The sequence below is a fragment of the Burkholderia sp. AU17457 genome, assembly GCF_002223255.1.
Classification (GTDB): Bacteria; Pseudomonadota; Gammaproteobacteria; order Burkholderiales; family Burkholderiaceae; genus Burkholderia; species Burkholderia sola.
Genome location: NZ_NKFB01000006.1, coordinates 512622 through 529182 on the forward strand (window position 1 = coordinate 512622; position 16561 = coordinate 529182).

The window sequence follows — 16561 nt, forward strand, 5'->3', positions numbered from 1 at the left end:
GATGAAACCCGACAGCTACGCCGGCCAGGTCGTGATGATCACCGGCGCCGCGAGCGGCTTCGGCGCGCTGCTCGCGAGCGAGCTCGCCGCGATGGGTGCGCGGCTCGCGCTCGGCGACCTGAACGACGACGCGCTCGAACGCGTCGCCGCGCCGCTGCGCGCGGCCGGCGCCGACGTCGTCGCGCAGCACTGCGACGTGCGCGTCGAAACGGACGTCGCCACGCTGGTGCAGGAAGCCGTCGCGCGCTTCGGGCGGCTCGACGTCGGCATCAACAACGCGGGCATCGCGCCGCCGATGAAGGCGCTGATCGACACCGACGAAGCCGATCTCGACCTGAGCTTTGCTGTGAACGCGAAGGGCGTGTTCTTCGGGATGAAGCACCAGATCCGCCAGATGCTCGCGCAGCGCGAAGGCGTGATCCTGAACGTCGCTTCGATGGCCGGGCTCGGCGGCGCGCCGAAGCTGGCCGCGTATGCGGCGTCGAAACATGCGGTGGTCGGGCTCACGAAGACGGCCGCGCTCGAATACGCGCGCCACGGCATCCGCGTGAACGCGGTGTGCCCGTTCTACAGCACGACGCCGATGGTCACCGACAGCGAGCTCGGCGAGCGCCAGGATTTTCTGGCGCAGGGCTCGCCGATGAAGCGGCTCGGCTGCCCCGCCGAAATCGTCGCGACGATGCTGATGCTGTGCGCGAAGGACAACACTTATCTGACCGGGCAGGCCGTCGCCGTCGACGGCGGTGTCTCGGCCTTCTGAACCGAACGAACGGAAACACGAAAATCTCGAGGAGTCGATCATGGACTTTGGCTACACCCCGAAAGTGGAAGCACTGCGCGAACGCGTGAGCGCATTCATGGATGCGCACATCGTGCCGCGCATCCGCCAGTGGAACGAAGAGGTGCACGCGGGCAAGTATCCGGTGTCGTTCATGGAGGAACTGAAGGAGCGCGCGAAAGCGGAGGGGCTGTGGAACCTGTTCCTGCCGCACCTGAAGGACGACGAGCCGGGCACGGGGCTGACGAACCTCGAATACGCGCCGCTCGCCGAAATCATGGGGCGCGTGAGCTGGGCGTCGGAAGTGTTCAACTGCAACGCGCCGGATACCGGCAACATGGAGCTGCTGCACATGTTCGCGACGCCCGAGCAGCGCGAACAGTGGCTGCTACCGCTGCTGCGCGGCGAAATCCGCTCGGCGTTCGCGATGACGGAGCCCGACGTCGCGTCGTCGGATGCGACCAACATCACGACGCGCATCGAGCGCGCGGGCGACGAGTACGTGATCAACGGCCGCAAGTGGTTCATCACGAACGCCGCGCATCCGAACTGCAAGATCTTCATCGTGATGGGCAAGACCGATCCCGAGGCCGAATCGCACCAGCAGCAGAGCATGATCCTCGTGCCGCGCGACACGCCGGGCGTGACGGTCGTGCGCAACATCACGGTGGTCAATCACTACGCGCCGGAAGGGCACTGCGAGATCACGTTCGACAACGTGCGCGTGCCGGCGCGCAACCTGCTCGGCGAGGAAGGCAGCGGCTTCGCGCTCGCGCAGGCGCGCCTCGGGCCGGGCCGCATCCACCACTGCATGCGGTCGATCGGCGCGGCCGAGCTGGCGCTGGAGCTGATGGTCGACCGCGCGCAGTCGCGCGTCGCGTTCGGCAAGCCGCTGAACCGGCACGGCACCGTCGGCGAATGGATCGCGCGCTCGCGCATCGAGATCGACCAGGCGCGCCTGCTGGTGCTGAAGGCCGCGTGGATGATCGACAAGGTCGGCGCGAAGGCCGCGCGCAAGGAGATCTCGATGATCAAGGCGCTCGTGCCGACCGTCTATACGGATGTGTGCGATCGCGCGATGCAGGTATTCGGCGCGGCCGGGCTGAGCCCCGATACGCCGCTGGCCGACCTGTGGACCTGGGGCCGCGCGCTGCGCTTCGCCGACGGCCCGGACGAGGTGCACCTGCAGGCGATCGCGCGGATGGAGATCAAGGACGGCGAACCCGGTTCGACCTCGCCGTACCTGACGCCGCCGCCGCGCGGCTGAGCGGGGCGCCGCGCGGGAGAGCGACGTGGGCGAACGGGAGGCGCACGCCGTATTAAGATGCCGGCAAGGAGATCCGGCGATGCGCCTTTCGAAGATTGATCTGAACCTGTTCGTCGTATTCGAGGCGATCTACAACAAGCGCAACCTGACGCGCGCGGCCGAGGTGCTGAACCTCACGCAGCCGGCCGTCAGCAACGCGCTGGCGCGGCTGCGCAAGACGCTGAACGATCCGCTGTTCGTCAGCACGCCGGCCGGGATGATGCCGACGCCGATGGCCGAGAACATCGTCGGCCGCGTGCGTGAGGCGCTGCAATTGCTCGATTCGAGCGCGCACGAAGGCGACGTGTTCGATCCGGCTTCGTCCGAGCGCGTATTCCGGCTGAGCATGAGCGACCTGACCGAGGCGCTGCTGCTGCCGGCGCTCGGCGAACTGCTGCAGACGCATGCGCCCGGCATGCACGTGCGCAGCTACACGATGGACCGCCGCGAGGTCGCGACCGCGCTCGCGAACGGCTCGGTCGACATCGCGATCGACGCGCCGCTGATCGGCGATCCGCATCTGCACCAGGCGCTGCTCGTGCAGGACCGCTACGCGTGCATGATCCGCGACGATCATCCGTTCAAGGGCGACACGCTGACCATGGACGACTACCTGTCGATGGGCCACATCCACGTGTCGAGCCGCCGCAAGGGCAGCGGGCACGTCGACGCGGAACTGACGCGGCTCGGGCTGCGCCGCAACATCCAGATGCGCGTGCAGCACTACATGGTCGCGCCGCTGATCGCGATGCGCGGCGATCTCGCGCTGACGGCGCCGCTGCGGCTGCTGCAGCGCTATCCGGCGCGCATCCTCGAACTGCCGTTCGAGATGCCGGGGCTCGACTACTTCTGCTACTGGCATCGCAGCGCCGATCAGGATCAGGGCAGCCGGTGGCTGCGCGAGCAGTTGATGGCGTTGATGGGCGGGGTGGGGGAGGGGCGGTGACGTGAGCGCGCCCGCTCAATACGAATCGTCGTCGAAGCGAGACGACGCCGGCCGGCGCTTCATGTCTTTCAGCCAGCGCCTGACCTGATCCGGGTCCTCGAACTCGCGCAGTGCGACGCTCAGATCCTGGTTGCTCCGCTGCGTGCCGGCGATGTCGCGCGCCAGCATGCGCAGCACGGTATCGGGCGCGACCTTGGTGGACGATGCGATCCCGTACGTGCGCCGGAAGTCGTTCTCGACGTGCACGATCTCCTGATCGAGTTCGCGCAGCTGTTCCTCGAGGATGCCGTTGTAGCGCGTGAGCCGCGCTTCTCCGAGGCCGTCGATCGCACGCCGGTCGATCTGTTCGATCTCCAGCTGGAGTTCGAGCAGGTGCAGCAGGTTGCCCTTCTCGTAGGCGCGGTTGACCCGCTGCATCAGCACGGTCTTGCGCTGCTGTTCCTGCGGGTCGGTTTCGCGATCGGGATGCAGCGCGCTGGCGAGCTTGCGATAGATCTCGCGGATCGATTTGTTCGATTCGGCCTGCTCGGCTTCGATCCGGGCCTGGGCGGCCGATTGCTTCGGTGCTTTCTTGCGCTTCGCGCGCTGCGCCTCGCGGGCCGCGTGGGCGGCCATGTCGCGCTCGAACTGGGCGTCGAGTTCGGCCTGCATGCGCTCGGCAAGCTCGTCGGGCGACAGAGCGTCGAGATTTTCTGGCTGTTCGGGCTCGCGTGCCTGTTCCGGCTTCGTCGGTTCAGGCGCAGCCGCTGCGCCGCCGCCGTCGCGGGACGCGGCATGCCGGTTGTAAATAACCTTCAGCGCCGCATCGTCGCTGACGTTCAGCACATCACCCGCCATATCGGCGATCAAGTCCGACAGCGTGCGCTGCTCGGCCTTGCTCAGGCCCTTCTGCAGGAACGCGTCGTCGAGCAGATGGATCAGCCGGATGCGCAGCGCCGTCGCTTCCTGTTCGAGTGGCAACAGCCCGTCGACGAATTTCTTCTGGAACGCCGGCATCACGGCTTCCCACGCGCCGAGCCGCTCGCGCCGCTTTTCGATCTGCTCGACGAGCGTATTGAACGTTTGCTGGGCTTTCGACAGGCTGGCTGTCTCGTGGCCGGGTGCGATGGCGACCGCGGCACCGCGACGTGCGGTCATGATGAGTGTCCTCCGGCCGCGGCGGGACGCGCGGCAGGCCGTATTTTAGCCGCATGCCTGCAGGGCGGCGCGGAATGAGGGCGCTTCCCCGCGGCGATCGGCGGCGCGTCAGCGCTTCACGGCGGGCACGGCCGGCGCGCTGGAATCCGCGCCCGGGGAGCCGTTCGGCCCGTAGGCCGCTTCGGCATTCCTCTGTTCGGCGAGGCGCTTCGCGGCCAGGCGTTCCTGCGCGGCGACGATGTCGTCCGGATAGCTGTTGCGCTGCCTGAAGGAAATCGGTTGCAGGCACAACCGGGGCAAGCTGGAGTGCGGTCCGTCAGTCGCCGAACAACTGCCCCTGCCCGGAGATCACGCGTTCGAAATCGTCGCGCAGAAACGGCAGGATCGCATCGGCGACCGGCTGAAGCTGGCGGCTCAGGTAGAACGCATAGTCGATCGGCGAGCGCATCGTCTCCAGCGGCTCGGGGCCGGCCGTCGTCATCACGTAGCTGATCCAGCCGCCGCGCTGATACTGCAGCGGCCGGCCCTGCGCCTGATTGAACTCGTCGGCGATCCGCGCCGCGCGCACGTGCGGCGGCACGTTGCGCTCGTATTCGCGCAGCGGCCGGCGCACGCGCTTGCGGTAGACGAGTTGATCGTCGAATTCCCCGGCCAGCGTGCGCCGCACGTAGTCGCGAATGAAATCCTGGTACGGTTCGCGGCTGAACACGCGCCGGTACAACTCCCGCTGGAATTGCTGCGCGAGCGGCGTCCAGTCGGTGCGCACCGTTTCGAGCCCTTTGAACACGAGGTCCTCGCCGCCGTCGGCCGTCGCCGCGAGGCCGGCATACCGCTTCTTGCTGCCTTCTTCCGCGCCGCGCACGGTCGGCATCAGGAAGCGGCGGTAATGCCGCTCGTATTGCAGCTCCAGCGCGCTGTCGAGCCCGAACCGTTCGCGCAGATGGGCTTGCCACCAGCGGTTCACGTGCTCGACGAGCGCGCGGCCCTTGGCGCCGGCGTCGTCATCGTCATGCGCGCTGCCGAGCCACACGAACGTCGAATCGGTATCACCGTAAATCACTTCGTAACCCTGATCTTCGATCAGTTGGCGCGTGCGGTGCATGATCTCGTGGCCGCGCATCGTGATCGACGACGCGAGGCGCGGGTCGAAGAAGCGGCAGCCCGTCGAGCCGAGCACGCCGTAAAACGAATTCATGATGATCTTCAGCGCCTGCGACAGCGGCGCGTTGCGCTGCCGTTTCGCTTCGTCGCGGCCTTCCGACACGCGGCGCACGATGTCGGGCAGGCAGTGCGCGGTGCGCGAGAAACGCGCGCCGAGAAAACCGGGCACCGACGCGTCGTCGCCGGGATGCGCGAGCCCTTCGATCAGGCCGACCGGATCGATCAGGAACGTGCGGATGATCGACGGATAGAGGCTCTTGTAGTCGAACACGAGCACCGAGTCGTACAGCCCGGGGCGCGAATCCATCACGAAGCCGCCGGGGCTGTTCTGCCCCGTCACGTCGCCGAGGTTCGGCGCGACATAGCCGAGCCGGTGCATGCGCGGCAGGTACAGGTGCGTGAACGCCGCGACCGAGCCGCCGGTGCGATCGGCCGCGAGGCCCGTGACGCTCGCGCGTTCCAGCGCGAAGGACAGCAGGTCGGCCTTGTCGAAGATGCGCGTGACGAGTTCGCAGTCCTTCAGGTTGTAGCGCGCGAGCGCGGGCTTGTCGTGATCGAAGCGGCGCTGGATCTCGTCCATTCGCTGGTACGGATTGTCGATCGACTTGCCTTCTCCGAGCAGCGATTGCGACACGTATTCGAGGCTGAAGGACGGGAAGGTCCACGTCGCGGATTTCAGCATGTCGATGCCGTCGAGGATCAGCCGGCCGGCCGCGCCGGCGAAGAAGTGGTCGGGCTGCTGGCCGTGCGCACGCCAGTCGAGCACGCTGCCGCCGCGCCCGAGCTTCAGCGGCACGCCGTATTGCTCCGCGTGCGCGTGCAGGATGCGCAGGTCGAACTGCACGAGGTTCCAGCCGATCACCGCGTCGGGGTCGTGTTCGTTGAACCAGTCGTTGAGTCGCGCCAGCATCGTGGCCCGGCTGTCGCAGTAGTCGAGGTTGAAGTCCAGGGCGCTTGCGCTGCCGCTTTCGTCGCCGTTCGGCGGGCCGAGCATGTAGACCTGGCGCTGCCCGCAGCCTTCGAGCGCGATCGAGTACAGCTCGCCGTGGACGCTGGTTTCGATGTCGAGCGACACGCAGCGCAGCACGGGGCGGTAACCGGTTGCGGGCTTCAGCTCGCCGGCCGTGAGCGTGCCGTCGCGGCCGGGCTGGCCGCGAAACTGGACGCAGGCGGTAATGAAGCGCTCCATCGCGTAGCGGTCGGGTGGCTGCACGTCGGCTTCGTAGACATCGACACCGGCGGCGGCGAGCCGCTTCTGGAGCCCGGACAGATGGCGGTAGCGCTTGCAATAGAGGCCGACGACCGGGCGCTGCCGGAAGTCGCGCAGTGTGAGTGGGCGCAACTCGGCTTCGCGCTCGTCGGCCAGCATCCGTTCAGCGAGCGCCTGCTGTTCGGCCGGGATGAACGCGACGGCTTCCTGCGGGCGCAACCGCACGTGGCGCGGACCGTGTTCGGTGGCCAGCCAGAACTCGATCTCGATGCCGGATGCGGTGTCCCGCCAGTGGCGGGTAAGGATGAAGCCCTGCTCGAACGCCGTCAAAACGCTTGCTCGTGGTGGATGCCCAGGGGGCGGATTTTAGCGCCTGGAAGCGCGTCGCGCCGGCGGCGGGCCGGTGGCATCAGGTGGCAGGAAGCCGGAGCGTGACGCGCCATCCCGTCTGGGCCGCATCGATCGGCCGCAGCAACCACCGGCGCGCGACGATCGCGTGGCGCTTCTGCGTGACGTATTCGTCTACCGCGAGTTCGAGAGTGTCGTCGCCGACGCGGGACAGTGTTGCGGGGGCGCCGGAGCCGTCTGCAAATTCGACGACGGCGGGATGCGGCTTTGCGGTGCGCGGTGCATCGCGGTCGAGCGTCACGATGCTGCCTGGGTAGAGATGCGAATGGCTTGTACGCAGCAGGATGGCGGTGGGCATGGAAAGCGCTCCGGAAAACGTCGGCTTGGGCAACGTGAGCCCGATTCCGGAGCCTATGGGAAGGTGAGCGTTTGCAGCGTCATGGCCGGCGGATGCCAAGCTGTTCGGTGCCTGAGGCCGGACCCGAGCCGGCACCTCTCAAACATGCCCCTCATGCTCGATCGCCCCGCCATGCCCCGCGCGTGCCGCGACCCTCACCGGCACCCCTGACGCCCTGGCCGCCCGCTTCGCCCACATCGCCGTGAGAATCGGCACGAGAATCGCCGTCACGAGGCACGCGGTCGCGACGATCGCCGTCGCCGCCGGCACCATCGGCTTGAACTTCGGAATCATCTCGCCGATGATCGCCGGGTTCGCGACCGCGGCGCCGGCCGTCGACGACGCGGCCAGCCCGGCCGTCCCGTTGCCGCCGCCCACGAACTTGTCGGCGAGAATCAACGGTACACCCGTCACGACGATCACCGCGAGCCCGAGCGCGATGCCCGGCAGCCCGCTCTTCGCGATCACGTTGAGATCGATGCCGTTGCCGAGCGCGAAGCCGAAGAACGGAATCAGCGGGTGGACGCAGCGCCCGAACAATTCGCGCAGTGCCACATCGAGATTGCCGAGCGTGAAGCCAATCAGGAACGGCAGCACCGCGCCGACGAAAAGCCGTGTCTCGAACACCGCGACACCGGCCGCGCCGAGAATCAGCATGCTGACGAGCGGGCCCGATTCGATCGACATCAACACGAACGCGCCGGCTTCCTCCTTGGTGCCGTACTGCTGCATCACGGCCGCATAGAGGCCGCCGTTGGTCATGTCCATCGACGTCGTGATCGCGAGCAGCGACAGGCCCGCGAACAGGCCCGTGCGGATACCGTCGTCGGGGATGAATCGTGCGGCGATCACCGTCGCGAGCCACGCGACCACGATTTTCGTCGCGAGCAGCGTGCCCGATTTGCGCAGCACGACGCCTGTTGCGCGCAGGTCGATCGTCGCGCCCATGCAGAAGAACCAGACGGCGAGGATCGGCACCGTGCCCGCGATCAGGCCGTTGGTGAACGAGCCGAAGTACTTCCCGGCATTCGGTGCGAACGTGTGCACGCACGCGCCCAGCAGCATCGGGACCAGCATGAGGCCGCCCGGAATGCGGTCGATAGCCTGTTTCAGCTTCACGTCTCCTCCGTGGACGTCGATGCGTCCCGTTGTCGAATGATGTCTGCTGACTGACTATAGGACAGGATTCGGAACGGTGGCCGGTTTTTATGCGTTTCGACGGTAGTCGTATTATCCCGAAGCAGTCGGCACCGTAGCGACGAGTCGAAGTGACGACGGTCGCGCAGGATTGCGCGTGCGCCGGCCCCGAACCGGCAAACCGAAAAAACGATAAGGCGTAGAGGGCGAACGATGAAGATGAAAATGACGATGCGCATGGGCATCGCGATGCTGGTGCTCGGCGCGAGCCTGGGTGCGAACGGTGCATACGCAAACAGCGCGGTCGATTGCGGGAAGCTCGACGCAGCCACGAGCGGCCCCGACGACAACTTCCGGCCGCCGGCGTTCGGCACGGTCATCGGCGCGGGGCGCGCGTATTTCCATTCGGCGCCCGACGCGCAGTGCGTGACGAAGCGGACCTTCATCGTCCCCGGCGATTCGGTGACCGTCTACAAGTCGCACGGGCGCTGGTACAACATCATGTACGTGAACGGCAAGACCGGCGACGACTTCGAAGGATGGGTCGAGCAGGGTCGCGTGCGCCTCGGCGGTCAATACGGCGCGCAGTAGTCGCCGCCGGCGTCGCGGCTACATCGGCGCCGATGCGACATCGCGCTTCAGGTTCTCTGCGCGCAGCGGCCGCTGGTACAGGTATCCCTGCGCGTACTGGATCCCGACCGCATGCAGCGCGCGATGCTGGGCTTCCGTCTCCACGCCTTCCGCGATGATCTTCATGCCGTAGTGATGCGCGACGGCCGCGATCCCCTCGATCAGCTGCGCGCTGCCGCTGTCCAGCTGCGAGACGAACTGTCGATCGATCTTCACGTAGTCGAAAGGGAAGCGCGACAGCATGTCGAGATTGCTGTGATGCGTGCCGAAATCGTCGATCGCGAACTTCGCGCCTTTGGATCGCAGCGCCTGGAAGATCTCGGTGGTGCGCGCGTTCTTCTCGAGCAGGATGCGCTCGGTGACTTCGAGCACCAGCGTGAAGCCGGGCGGCAGCGCGCGGATCGTTTCCCCGACGATGGCCACGAACCGCGTGCGCTCGAGATCCTGCGGCGCCACGTTCACGGCGATGCGCAGCGGCGCGGATGGCGTCAGCGCGGTCAGCTCGGACACCGCCGTGCGCAGCACGAATTCGGTGACCTTCGGCAGCAGCGTGCTCGATTCCACCTGCGGGATGAACACGGCCGGGCTGATGGCCCCCCACTTCGGATGGTGCCAGCGCAGCAGCGCCTCGACGCCGACCGTCCTGCGCGTCTGCACGTCGACGATCGGCTGGTACACGACATGGAACTCGTTGCGTCTGAGCGCGTGGCGCACGGCCTTCAGCAACAGCCGCCGCGGCGCCATCGCGAGCAGGTAGGCGGCCATCACGAGGCTGTCGGCCAGCAGGACGATCGTCGCGCAGATCAGCCGGTCGTGGCGCTGGACCTGTGACGCGTAGCGCGCCGATGCGACGACCGACACCGTGAACGGCCAGCGCTGCGACGCAATCGTGCTGCCGCCCGTGGGGCCTGCGTCCGTGTCCGGCGCGAACCTCCCGTGCTGATCGAGGCGGCCCGACCCCGCGATCGACAGCGTCGCCGTTTCCGCTCCGTTGGCGGTGCCGAGGGCGAGCGCGTCGGCCACGTAGTCGCCTTCGATCAGGTACAGGACGCCCGCGCCGCGCGCAGTGGCGCGGAACGCGTACAGCACCGGAATGCCGTGCTGGAACGCCGTCTGGCGCAGCAGCGTGACGGTCATCGATCCCGGTTCGGGCTCGCGCGCATACTTGATGAGCGGCACGTCGATCGAACCGAGCGCCGACGAGCACATGACGCGGCCGTCGTTCACCAGCGCGACCGCACGCAGATAGCGCAGGCGAGTGCTCACTTCGGCCAGCGTCCGGAACACCGTCGCACACGGCTTTCCGACGAGCGCGGTCAGCTCGTCCGCGTGTCGGAGGCGCACGCCGTCCAGGATGCGGTCCACGGAAGCCACGATGTCGTTGGCCACGGCGCGCTCATGCGCGGTGACGGTATCGCGTGCGTAGCGGTCGGCCAGCACGATCGCGAACGCGGGCACGAGTACGCAAATGATCACGGCGGCGAAAAGGACGACGCGCGGCCACGCGCCGCCGCGGTGGAAAAGATGTGTCGAGCCGGGCGGGAGCGCCCGCAATCCCGCGGTTGCCTTTGGTGTTGTACGCATGGCGTGGCAAGTCGAACCAGTCGGTGCGCCGACGGCGTGCATGCCGCATGCCTGATTCGGACCATGCGGCTTGCGCGCCGGTTTCGGGACGCCGGCCGAGTCGACCGTCGCGACGGCATCCGCTCGGCCAGTCGCGATCAGCCATTCATCTGGCAGCATTCCTCAATAACATGCGCGCATTCGGCATGTATATCGACGCAACGTACCGAAAAAAGCCCCGGCCGCACGGTGCGTGCAGCCGGGACAAAAGACACCGTCTCTTGGCACGAGGATGGTGCGCGGCAAGTATAAGATGCGGCGCGCCATTACGTAATATTGTTGTCTAAAAATTGATGCCGTTTCTGGATTGTGTCTCGAAAGGAAACATTTCAATAGGGCGCCGTGGTCGGCAGTTTGCCGCCATCGCGTCAAACCGGAGCGTTGCGATGGAAGAAAATGCCGCACCGACGGTCATGGTGACCGATGGCGCCGCCGCGGCGGACGGCGGGTCACTGTGGATCCGGATTTCGGTGGACGGGGAGGCCCGCGACTATTCGCTCGATCGCGCGCTCACGTCGCGCGGTACGCCGCGTTACGACAGTATCCGCGGCGCGCACGGCGTGTTGTCGGAAGGAGAACGACGGGAATTGCGGGTGCTGCTGGCGCGCATCGCCGACCCCGCGATGTGGGCCGGCATCGTCGGTACGTTCATCCAGGTGCTGACGCGCCCCGACGAGCCGTGAACGATGCAGTGCCGGCGGCGAGTCAGAAATCGTTGCGCATCTGGTGGAGCAGGCCGCTGGGCGACTGGTGCGTATCCACGGCGGTGAGGACATCGGTCAGGAACCACGGCAGGTTCAGCTGCGTGTCGGAATCGCCGACGCAGACGCGAATCGGCGGCGCGCTGGACGGTGAACGGGCGCCTTGCGCGGCATCCCGCGACGGCACGCAATTTTTCGCGTAGGCCTGAGCGTGAACCGGCGCGACGCCGGAGGACGCACCGGCGAATGCCGGCGCGGACACGCTAATGGTGGCAAACAGGGTCAGGGCAGCGGCAAGGGCGGCGCGTTTCATGAAGGTTCTCCGGCGATGCACGTTCGACCATGCGAGCCGCCGCGAGTTCGTCGGCCAAGATATGAGTCACCTGCCCGAACAGACTGCTCGGCCGCGTGCAACGCCGGCCGCCCGCGTCGGCCGCTCGCCGCACTGGTGTCGTTCCACGCATGTATATTGTCGCCGTGCATCGATCGGCCGACGACATCGCGCGGCTTCGTTTGCACGTCACCGCGCGCGCACTGCCAACCTGCCGGAGCGCGGTGCTCGCGGTGAAGCGCCAAGCGCCATTACAAGAACCACAGAACGTTCCGAGCCCGCTCATGAGCGATACCGAAGCCGTTTTTCAAATAACCGCGGATGATCTCGTCCACGCATACCGCCTGCATCTTTGGCGCAGGTACAACGCGAAATACCTGCTCAAGTCATTTGCGATCGTTACGATCGTGTACGTCGTCCTGCTGGTCGGCGGCCTCCGGCTGGCAAGCGGACATTTTCCAGAATGGCGCTATGTCTGGATGGCCGCGGGAATCGCGGCTGTCGTCGCGATCGGCGTGCCCGTCCTGAATCATCTGATATTGCCGCGCGCAGGCCGCAAGATTTACGATCAGCAAAGGACGCTTCATCAGGTGCACACGGTCATTTTCCAACGCGACCGGTTCATTGTCGAAACGCCGACTTCGCGCGACGACATTCACTATGCGGATCTCATTCACTGGAGCGAGGATCGTCAAATGATCCTGCTGTATCAGTCATCGGTGATGTTCCGTGTGGTACCGAAGCGCGCGCTGGACGACGGACAAGTGGCGTTCCTGCATCGAGTGCTGCTTCAGAACGGCGTGCGCAAAGTCTAGCGCGCCGTGGAGCGCATGACGAAGTCCGGACGGCCTGCGCCGTCCGGGTTGCAAAGAGCGGTTCGGGTCAGAAAGCCCCGGACATCACATCACTGATACCCGTAACACTGCTTCAACCCCGCGTAGTCGTAGAAGTGGCTGCCCGGCGCGATCTTCGCGCCGTCGCACGCGGCCTGGAAATCCGTCTCGCGCTCGTTGTACAGCATCTTCACGATGAGCCGCGACCCGTTGCGATAGACGTCCCACTGCATGTTCGCGGCCATCGGCGACACCTGGTCGCCGCGCCACGGGTTGTTCGCATACGTGTACGTCCGTGCCTGTGGCGTCGGCACGAACACGTTCTTCAGGTTCATGATCGACGCGAACGGAATCACGATCTCCGCGTGCGTGAAGCGCAGCTTCGCGGCGTGCGTCAGGTCGCCGCGCGCGATCGCGTCGACTTCGCCGAAGAAATCGTCCTGCAGCACCTTCGCCATCCGGTATGTCGCCGGGTTCGCTTCCTGGATGCCGGGGCCCTTCTGGTAGTAGTCCTCGGCATCCTGCAGATACGCGAGATACTGCGCCTGCGCCGCGCCGATGTACTTCTCCATCGTGACGCCGCCGGTTTCCGCGGTCATCGCCGGCGCGACCTGCAGCAGGTTGTACAGCACGTTCACCGCATCGACGGCGGTTGCGATCTTCGTCTTGCCGTCGCCCTTCAGCGTGTTGGTGAACTTGCCATCCGTCGACGTGAACGCATAGGTGCCGGTGTTCGCGAACGTGTAGCCGTCGGAGCCGAGCTTCGCGATGAAGGCCGGCGACACGAGCGCGGACAGCACCGTTTGTGCGACGTCGGCCGCCTGCGGCGCGGCCTTGATCGCCTTCAGCTTCGCGGCCACCGTCGCGTCGTTTGCATAGGCCTGGTACGTCTGGCTCGCCTGATAGGTCGCGTAGTACGGATCGCTGGTGTCGGTCACGAGATCGGTGGCCGGCTTCAGCGAATGGAAATACAGCAGGAAACGGTTGGTGCCGGCCGGCTGCGCGACCGGTGCGCTCGCAGGATAGCCGGCCGGCGCGGCCGGCAGCGTGATGGCCGGCGACAGTGCCGGCTGCGCGGCAACCAGTGCCGCCGAGAAATACGTCGAGCTGTCGACCGCGCGATCCTGGCCGGAGTTGACGACGACTACCTGCCGGTTGCCCGTCGCGAACAGCGCGGGTAACCGCTGCGCGAGACGCGCGGCGAGTTGCTGATGCTCGCGGATGCCGGTTTGCGTGAGGTTGCCGTACCCGGGTGTCGAGATGCCTTGTACGCCATAGCCGAGCAGCGCATTGGCCTTCATCATCGCGTACGTGTCGGCCTTGAGCTGCACGCCGAGCGGCGTCAGCGCGCCGTCGGCCTCGGCCTTGATCAGCATCGCGTAGATCGCGCCGTCGTATTTGAAGCCCGACAGCCCGCGCGAGCCGTGACGGGCGACGAGTTCGGTATAGACGGGCGCATAGCCGGTCGGCGGTGCTTCGTACGTCGCGGCGTCCTGCTGCGGGCGGTACGGCGTCTTCGTCTGGTAGTAGGTCGCGGGTGCCGGGGGCGGCGTGGGTTGCGGCTGCGGTGCGGGCGCCGTGCCGTTGTTGTCGGCCGACGCGGCGGGCGGTGTCGAATCTTCACCGCCGCAAGCGGCGAGCAACAGGCAGGCAATCGCGAGGGCGGCGGCGGTGCGGGTCGGGCGTGTCATCGTGGCGGGCAACGGACGGGACGAAGCGCATGTGCGTCGTCCCGTCTTCGGGGGAAGGTAGTCGAGCCCCGAAGTGTTGCAAGCGACTTTGACAGCAGAATGTCAGGATGCGGTCGGGCAATCGTCGGATCGCCGCCGGATCGACGTGGATGGCCGGCCGCGGCCGGCCCGTGTGCCGGCGTTCAGTGCAGCCCGGCCGACGCGATCGAGCGCACCGTATCGGTGATGTTCACGCAGCGCGACAGCCCGAAATGCTCGGCTTCACGGCGTTCCGGTTCGCTGCTCGCGATCCCGACCGCGCGCTCGCGCGGCACGCCGAGCGCTTGCAGCGCGACATCGAACGGATGCTGATTCGATCCGGAGTCCTGTTGATTCGTATCCGTGACAACGACCGAGAAACGGTCGAGGTTCGCGCGGCCGAACTGGCCTTCGAACATGTCGTTGAGCCGCGCGGCCGGCAGCGTCGTGACGAGGCCGAGCCGATAGCCCTCTTCCGATGCGCGGTCGAGCCACTGGATGATTGCATCGCGCTGATGGCGCGATTCGCGCGAATCCGGGGTTGCTTCGATTTGCGCGAATGCTGCGTCGAGACGGGTGACGATGGCTTCGATGACCACGGTGATTCCTTTTCAGAAACGTGATGATCCGTTCGCCGACGGGAATGCCACACACCTTAGCGTCGATCCGGAAAACGCGACCAATTAATATTTTTAGCCGACTCATACGATTCGACTAATGAATGAGGTGGCAAGCCAGAGCGGGCGCGGGCTGCGTGTCGCGCATCGTGAATGCATCGAGCATATGCATATAAAAAAACGGCATATCGAGCGATGCCCGCCCGATATGCCGCGTTGCGATGCCGTGCGCGAACCGATGCGATCAATGCAGCTTGATCGACGGCTGGTTACGGCTTTGCAGCCAGTGGCTCAGCGACTGGAACAGCGCGCGCTTCATGCCGACCACGCTGAACAGGTGCTTGCGATACAGGAACTTGTACAGCCCGATCGCCGCGAGCCCGTCGACGATCAGCGAGCGCGAGCGCACGCCGATGTCCGCCTGATACGCGGCGCCCGCCTGCCCGAGCGACACGACGGTGCCTGCGTCGTGGAACGTGAAGCTGGCCACCGGCTTGCCGGTGATGCGGCGCGCCAATGCGTTGACCAGATACACGGCCTGCTGGTGCGCGACTTGCGCACGCGGCGGCAGGCACCCGCTTGCACCGGTCGACGGGCACGCGGCGCAGTCGCCGAACGCATACACGTGCGGATCGTCGGGCGTCTGCAGCGTGTCGGTCACGATCACCTGATTCGACCGGTTGAGCGCGATGTCGCCGATGTTCCGCAGCATCGCGGGGCCCGCGACGCCGGCTGCCCAGATCGTGATGTCGCTCGCGAGCCGTTCGCCGGTCGCGGTCGTCACGGCGTCCGCACCGACTTCCGCCACGCGCGTATCGGTCAGCACGTCGACGTTCAGCGTGCGCAACTGCGCGTGCATCTTGCCGGCCAGCCGTTCGTCGAGCGCCGGCAGGATGCGCGGGCCACCTTCGATCAGCCGGATGTGCACGTCGCGCGCGGACACCAGCGCCTTGAAGCGATACGTCGTCAGTTGCTGGATCGCGTGCCGCAGTGCGGCGGCCAGTTCGACGCCCGTCGCGCCCGCGCCGATCACGTTGATGCAAATGGGCGCCGCGCGCCGTGCGGGCTGCTGCTCGGCGACGTGATTTGCCTTCGTGCAGGCGGCAAGGAACTTGCGGCGGAAATCCTCGGCGTGGTCGAGGTTTTCGAGCGGCAGCGCGTGACGCTCGGCGCCCGGCACGTCAAAGAAGTTCGTCACGCTGCCGACCGCCAGCACGAGATCGTCATAGTCGAGTGCCCGCTGCGGCAGGATTTCCGTGCCGTCCGCATCGTGCACGGCCGCGATCGTCGCCGTGCGCGCCGCGCGATCGACCCGCTGCAGCGCGCCCTGCACGAAGCGGAAGCCGTGGCGCTTCGCCTGCGCTGCGTATTCGATCGTGTGGGAAGCCGGATCGCGATGGCCCGATGCGGCTTCGTGCAAGAGCGGCTTCCAGAAGTGCGTCGGATAGCGGTCGACGAGCACGACGTCGGCCTGTCCGCGGCGTCCGACCGTATCGCCGAGGCGCGTCGCGAGCTGCAGGCCGCCGGCGCCGCCGCCGACGATCACGATGCGCGGCACGCGCGGTGCGCGGTCCGTTGCAAGGGTGGGCGTGGTGTTGTCCATGTTGGGCTCCCGCTGAATGACGATTCGGATGACATTGCTCAAGAACCGACGATATAGTTTCGTATCCAGTCGAACAATTTAATGTTTATAAGCG

General features: G+C 66.5%; 15 protein-coding genes and 1 pseudogene. 6 read left to right on the forward strand and 10 right to left on the reverse strand.

Annotated elements, in window-relative coordinates; all coding sequences use genetic code 11:
• Position 1 precedes the first annotated feature (1 nt).
• From CFB49_RS29235 to CFB49_RS29245, 3 genes are all read left to right on the forward strand, one after another.
• The gene (locus CFB49_RS29235) at positions 2-760 is read left to right on the forward strand and encodes an SDR family NAD(P)-dependent oxidoreductase (RefSeq protein WP_089493059.1); all 759 of its coding nucleotides are present in this window, start codon (positions 2-4) and stop codon (positions 758-760) included.
• A 40-nt stretch (positions 761-800) separates the two neighbouring features.
• Entirely contained in the window at positions 801-2045 is a 1245-nt protein-coding gene (locus CFB49_RS29240) for an acyl-CoA dehydrogenase family protein (protein WP_089493060.1), read from the forward strand.
• 79 nt (positions 2046-2124) lie between these two features.
• A complete protein-coding gene (locus CFB49_RS29245; RefSeq protein WP_089437431.1) occupies positions 2125-3030 on the forward strand; it encodes a LysR family transcriptional regulator in 906 nt (301 codons plus the stop codon).
• Positions 3031-3045: 15 nt separating this feature from the next.
• Here the strand turns inward: CFB49_RS29245 and CFB49_RS29250 are convergent, their stop codons facing one another.
• From CFB49_RS29250 to kdgT, 5 genes and pseudogenes are all read right to left on the reverse strand, one after another.
• Positions 3046-4167, reverse strand: coding sequence for a J domain-containing protein (locus CFB49_RS29250; protein WP_089493061.1), 1122 nt, complete (start codon positions 4165-4167; stop codon positions 3046-3048).
• A gap of 108 nt (positions 4168-4275) precedes the next feature.
• Positions 4276-4425 (reverse strand): annotated as a pseudogene (locus CFB49_RS29255) (DUF4148 domain-containing protein); the annotation flags it as partial.
• Between the two features lie 58 nt (positions 4426-4483).
• Positions 4484-6868, reverse strand: a complete 2385-nt coding sequence (locus tag CFB49_RS29260) for a DNA polymerase II (protein ID WP_089493063.1) — start codon at positions 6866-6868, stop codon at positions 4484-4486.
• Positions 6869-6947: 79 nt separating this feature from the next.
• Positions 6948-7244 (reverse strand): hypothetical protein, encoded by a 297-nt coding sequence (locus tag CFB49_RS29265; RefSeq protein ID WP_089493064.1) that lies wholly within the window; start codon positions 7242-7244, stop codon positions 6948-6950.
• 138 nt (positions 7245-7382) lie between these two features.
• Complete coding sequence (gene kdgT / locus CFB49_RS29270; protein WP_089493065.1) at positions 7383-8402, reverse strand: 2-keto-3-deoxygluconate transporter; 1020 nt, start codon at positions 8400-8402, stop codon at positions 7383-7385.
• Positions 8403-8639: 237 nt separating this feature from the next.
• On the opposite strand from kdgT, the gene CFB49_RS29275 reads away from it, so the two are divergent.
• The gene (locus CFB49_RS29275) at positions 8640-9011 is read left to right on the forward strand and encodes an SH3 domain-containing protein (RefSeq protein WP_089493150.1); all 372 of its coding nucleotides are present in this window, start codon (positions 8640-8642) and stop codon (positions 9009-9011) included.
• 18 nt (positions 9012-9029) lie between these two features.
• Here CFB49_RS29275 and CFB49_RS29280 read toward each other — a convergent pair whose 3' ends face one another.
• Positions 9030-10634: an EAL domain-containing protein gene (locus CFB49_RS29280; protein ID WP_089493151.1), complete on the reverse strand. Its 1605-nt coding sequence runs from the start codon at positions 10632-10634 to the stop codon at positions 9030-9032.
• 332 nt (positions 10635-10966) lie between these two features.
• On the opposite strand from CFB49_RS29280, the gene CFB49_RS29285 reads away from it, so the two are divergent.
• On the forward strand, positions 10967-11356 hold the full coding sequence (locus CFB49_RS29285; protein ID WP_249190360.1) for a hypothetical protein: 390 nt from the start codon (positions 10967-10969) through the stop codon (positions 11354-11356).
• A gap of 22 nt (positions 11357-11378) precedes the next feature.
• Here CFB49_RS29285 and CFB49_RS29290 read toward each other — a convergent pair whose 3' ends face one another.
• Positions 11379-11687, reverse strand: a complete 309-nt coding sequence (locus CFB49_RS29290) for a hypothetical protein (protein ID WP_089493066.1) — start codon at positions 11685-11687, stop codon at positions 11379-11381.
• 149 nt (positions 11688-11836) lie between these two features.
• On the opposite strand from CFB49_RS29290, the gene CFB49_RS29295 reads away from it, so the two are divergent.
• The gene (locus tag CFB49_RS29295; protein WP_249190359.1) at positions 11837-12520 is read left to right on the forward strand and encodes a YcxB family protein; all 684 of its coding nucleotides are present in this window, start codon (positions 11837-11839) and stop codon (positions 12518-12520) included.
• A gap of 89 nt (positions 12521-12609) precedes the next feature.
• Here the strand turns inward: CFB49_RS29295 and CFB49_RS29300 are convergent, their stop codons facing one another.
• The 3 genes from CFB49_RS29300 to CFB49_RS29310 form a co-directional block, all read right to left on the reverse strand.
• Positions 12610-14229 (reverse strand): histidine-type phosphatase, encoded by a 1620-nt coding sequence (locus CFB49_RS29300; RefSeq protein ID WP_089493067.1) that lies wholly within the window; start codon positions 14227-14229, stop codon positions 12610-12612.
• A gap of 182 nt (positions 14230-14411) precedes the next feature.
• Positions 14412-14846 carry a phosphatase gene (locus CFB49_RS29305; protein ID WP_089437441.1) on the reverse strand — a complete coding sequence of 145 codons (435 nt, stop codon included), beginning with the start codon at positions 14844-14846 and terminating at the stop codon, positions 14412-14414.
• Positions 14847-15108: 262 nt separating this feature from the next.
• Entirely contained in the window at positions 15109-16467 is a 1359-nt protein-coding gene (locus tag CFB49_RS29310; protein ID WP_089493068.1) for an NAD(P)/FAD-dependent oxidoreductase, read from the reverse strand.
• Between the last annotated feature and the right edge of the window lie 94 nt (positions 16468-16561).

What these genes read in the sequence shown, in the direction of transcription:
- CFB49_RS29240 (WP_089493060.1), top strand. Translation starts at nt 801, where the DNA reads ATGGACTTTGGCTACACCCCGAAAGTGGAAGCACTGCGCGAACGCGTG.
- CFB49_RS29310 (WP_089493068.1), bottom strand. Translation starts at nt 16,467, where the DNA reads ATGGACAACACCACGCCCACCCTTGCAACGGACCGCGCACCGCGCGTG.
- CFB49_RS29300 (WP_089493067.1), bottom strand. Translation starts at nt 14,229, where the DNA reads ATGACACGCCCGACCCGCACCGCCGCCGCCCTCGCGATTGCCTGCCTG.
- CFB49_RS29265 (WP_089493064.1), bottom strand. Translation starts at nt 7,244, where the DNA reads ATGCCCACCGCCATCCTGCTGCGTACAAGCCATTCGCATCTCTACCCA.
- CFB49_RS29245 (WP_089437431.1), top strand. Translation starts at nt 2,125, where the DNA reads ATGCGCCTTTCGAAGATTGATCTGAACCTGTTCGTCGTATTCGAGGCG.
- CFB49_RS29250 (WP_089493061.1), bottom strand. Translation starts at nt 4,167, where the DNA reads ATGACCGCACGTCGCGGTGCCGCGGTCGCCATCGCACCCGGCCACGAG.
- CFB49_RS29290 (WP_089493066.1), bottom strand. Translation starts at nt 11,687, where the DNA reads ATGAAACGCGCCGCCCTTGCCGCTGCCCTGACCCTGTTTGCCACCATT.
- CFB49_RS29235 (WP_089493059.1), top strand. Translation starts at nt 2, where the DNA reads ATGAAACCCGACAGCTACGCCGGCCAGGTCGTGATGATCACCGGCGCC.
- CFB49_RS29275 (WP_089493150.1), top strand. Translation starts at nt 8,640, where the DNA reads ATGAAAATGACGATGCGCATGGGCATCGCGATGCTGGTGCTCGGCGCG.
- CFB49_RS29285 (WP_249190360.1), top strand. Translation starts at nt 10,967, where the DNA reads ATGCCGTTTCTGGATTGTGTCTCGAAAGGAAACATTTCAATAGGGCGC.
- CFB49_RS29280 (WP_089493151.1), bottom strand. Translation starts at nt 10,634, where the DNA reads ATGCGTACAACACCAAAGGCAACCGCGGGATTGCGGGCGCTCCCGCCC.
- CFB49_RS29295 (WP_249190359.1), top strand. Translation starts at nt 11,837, where the DNA reads ATGTATATTGTCGCCGTGCATCGATCGGCCGACGACATCGCGCGGCTT.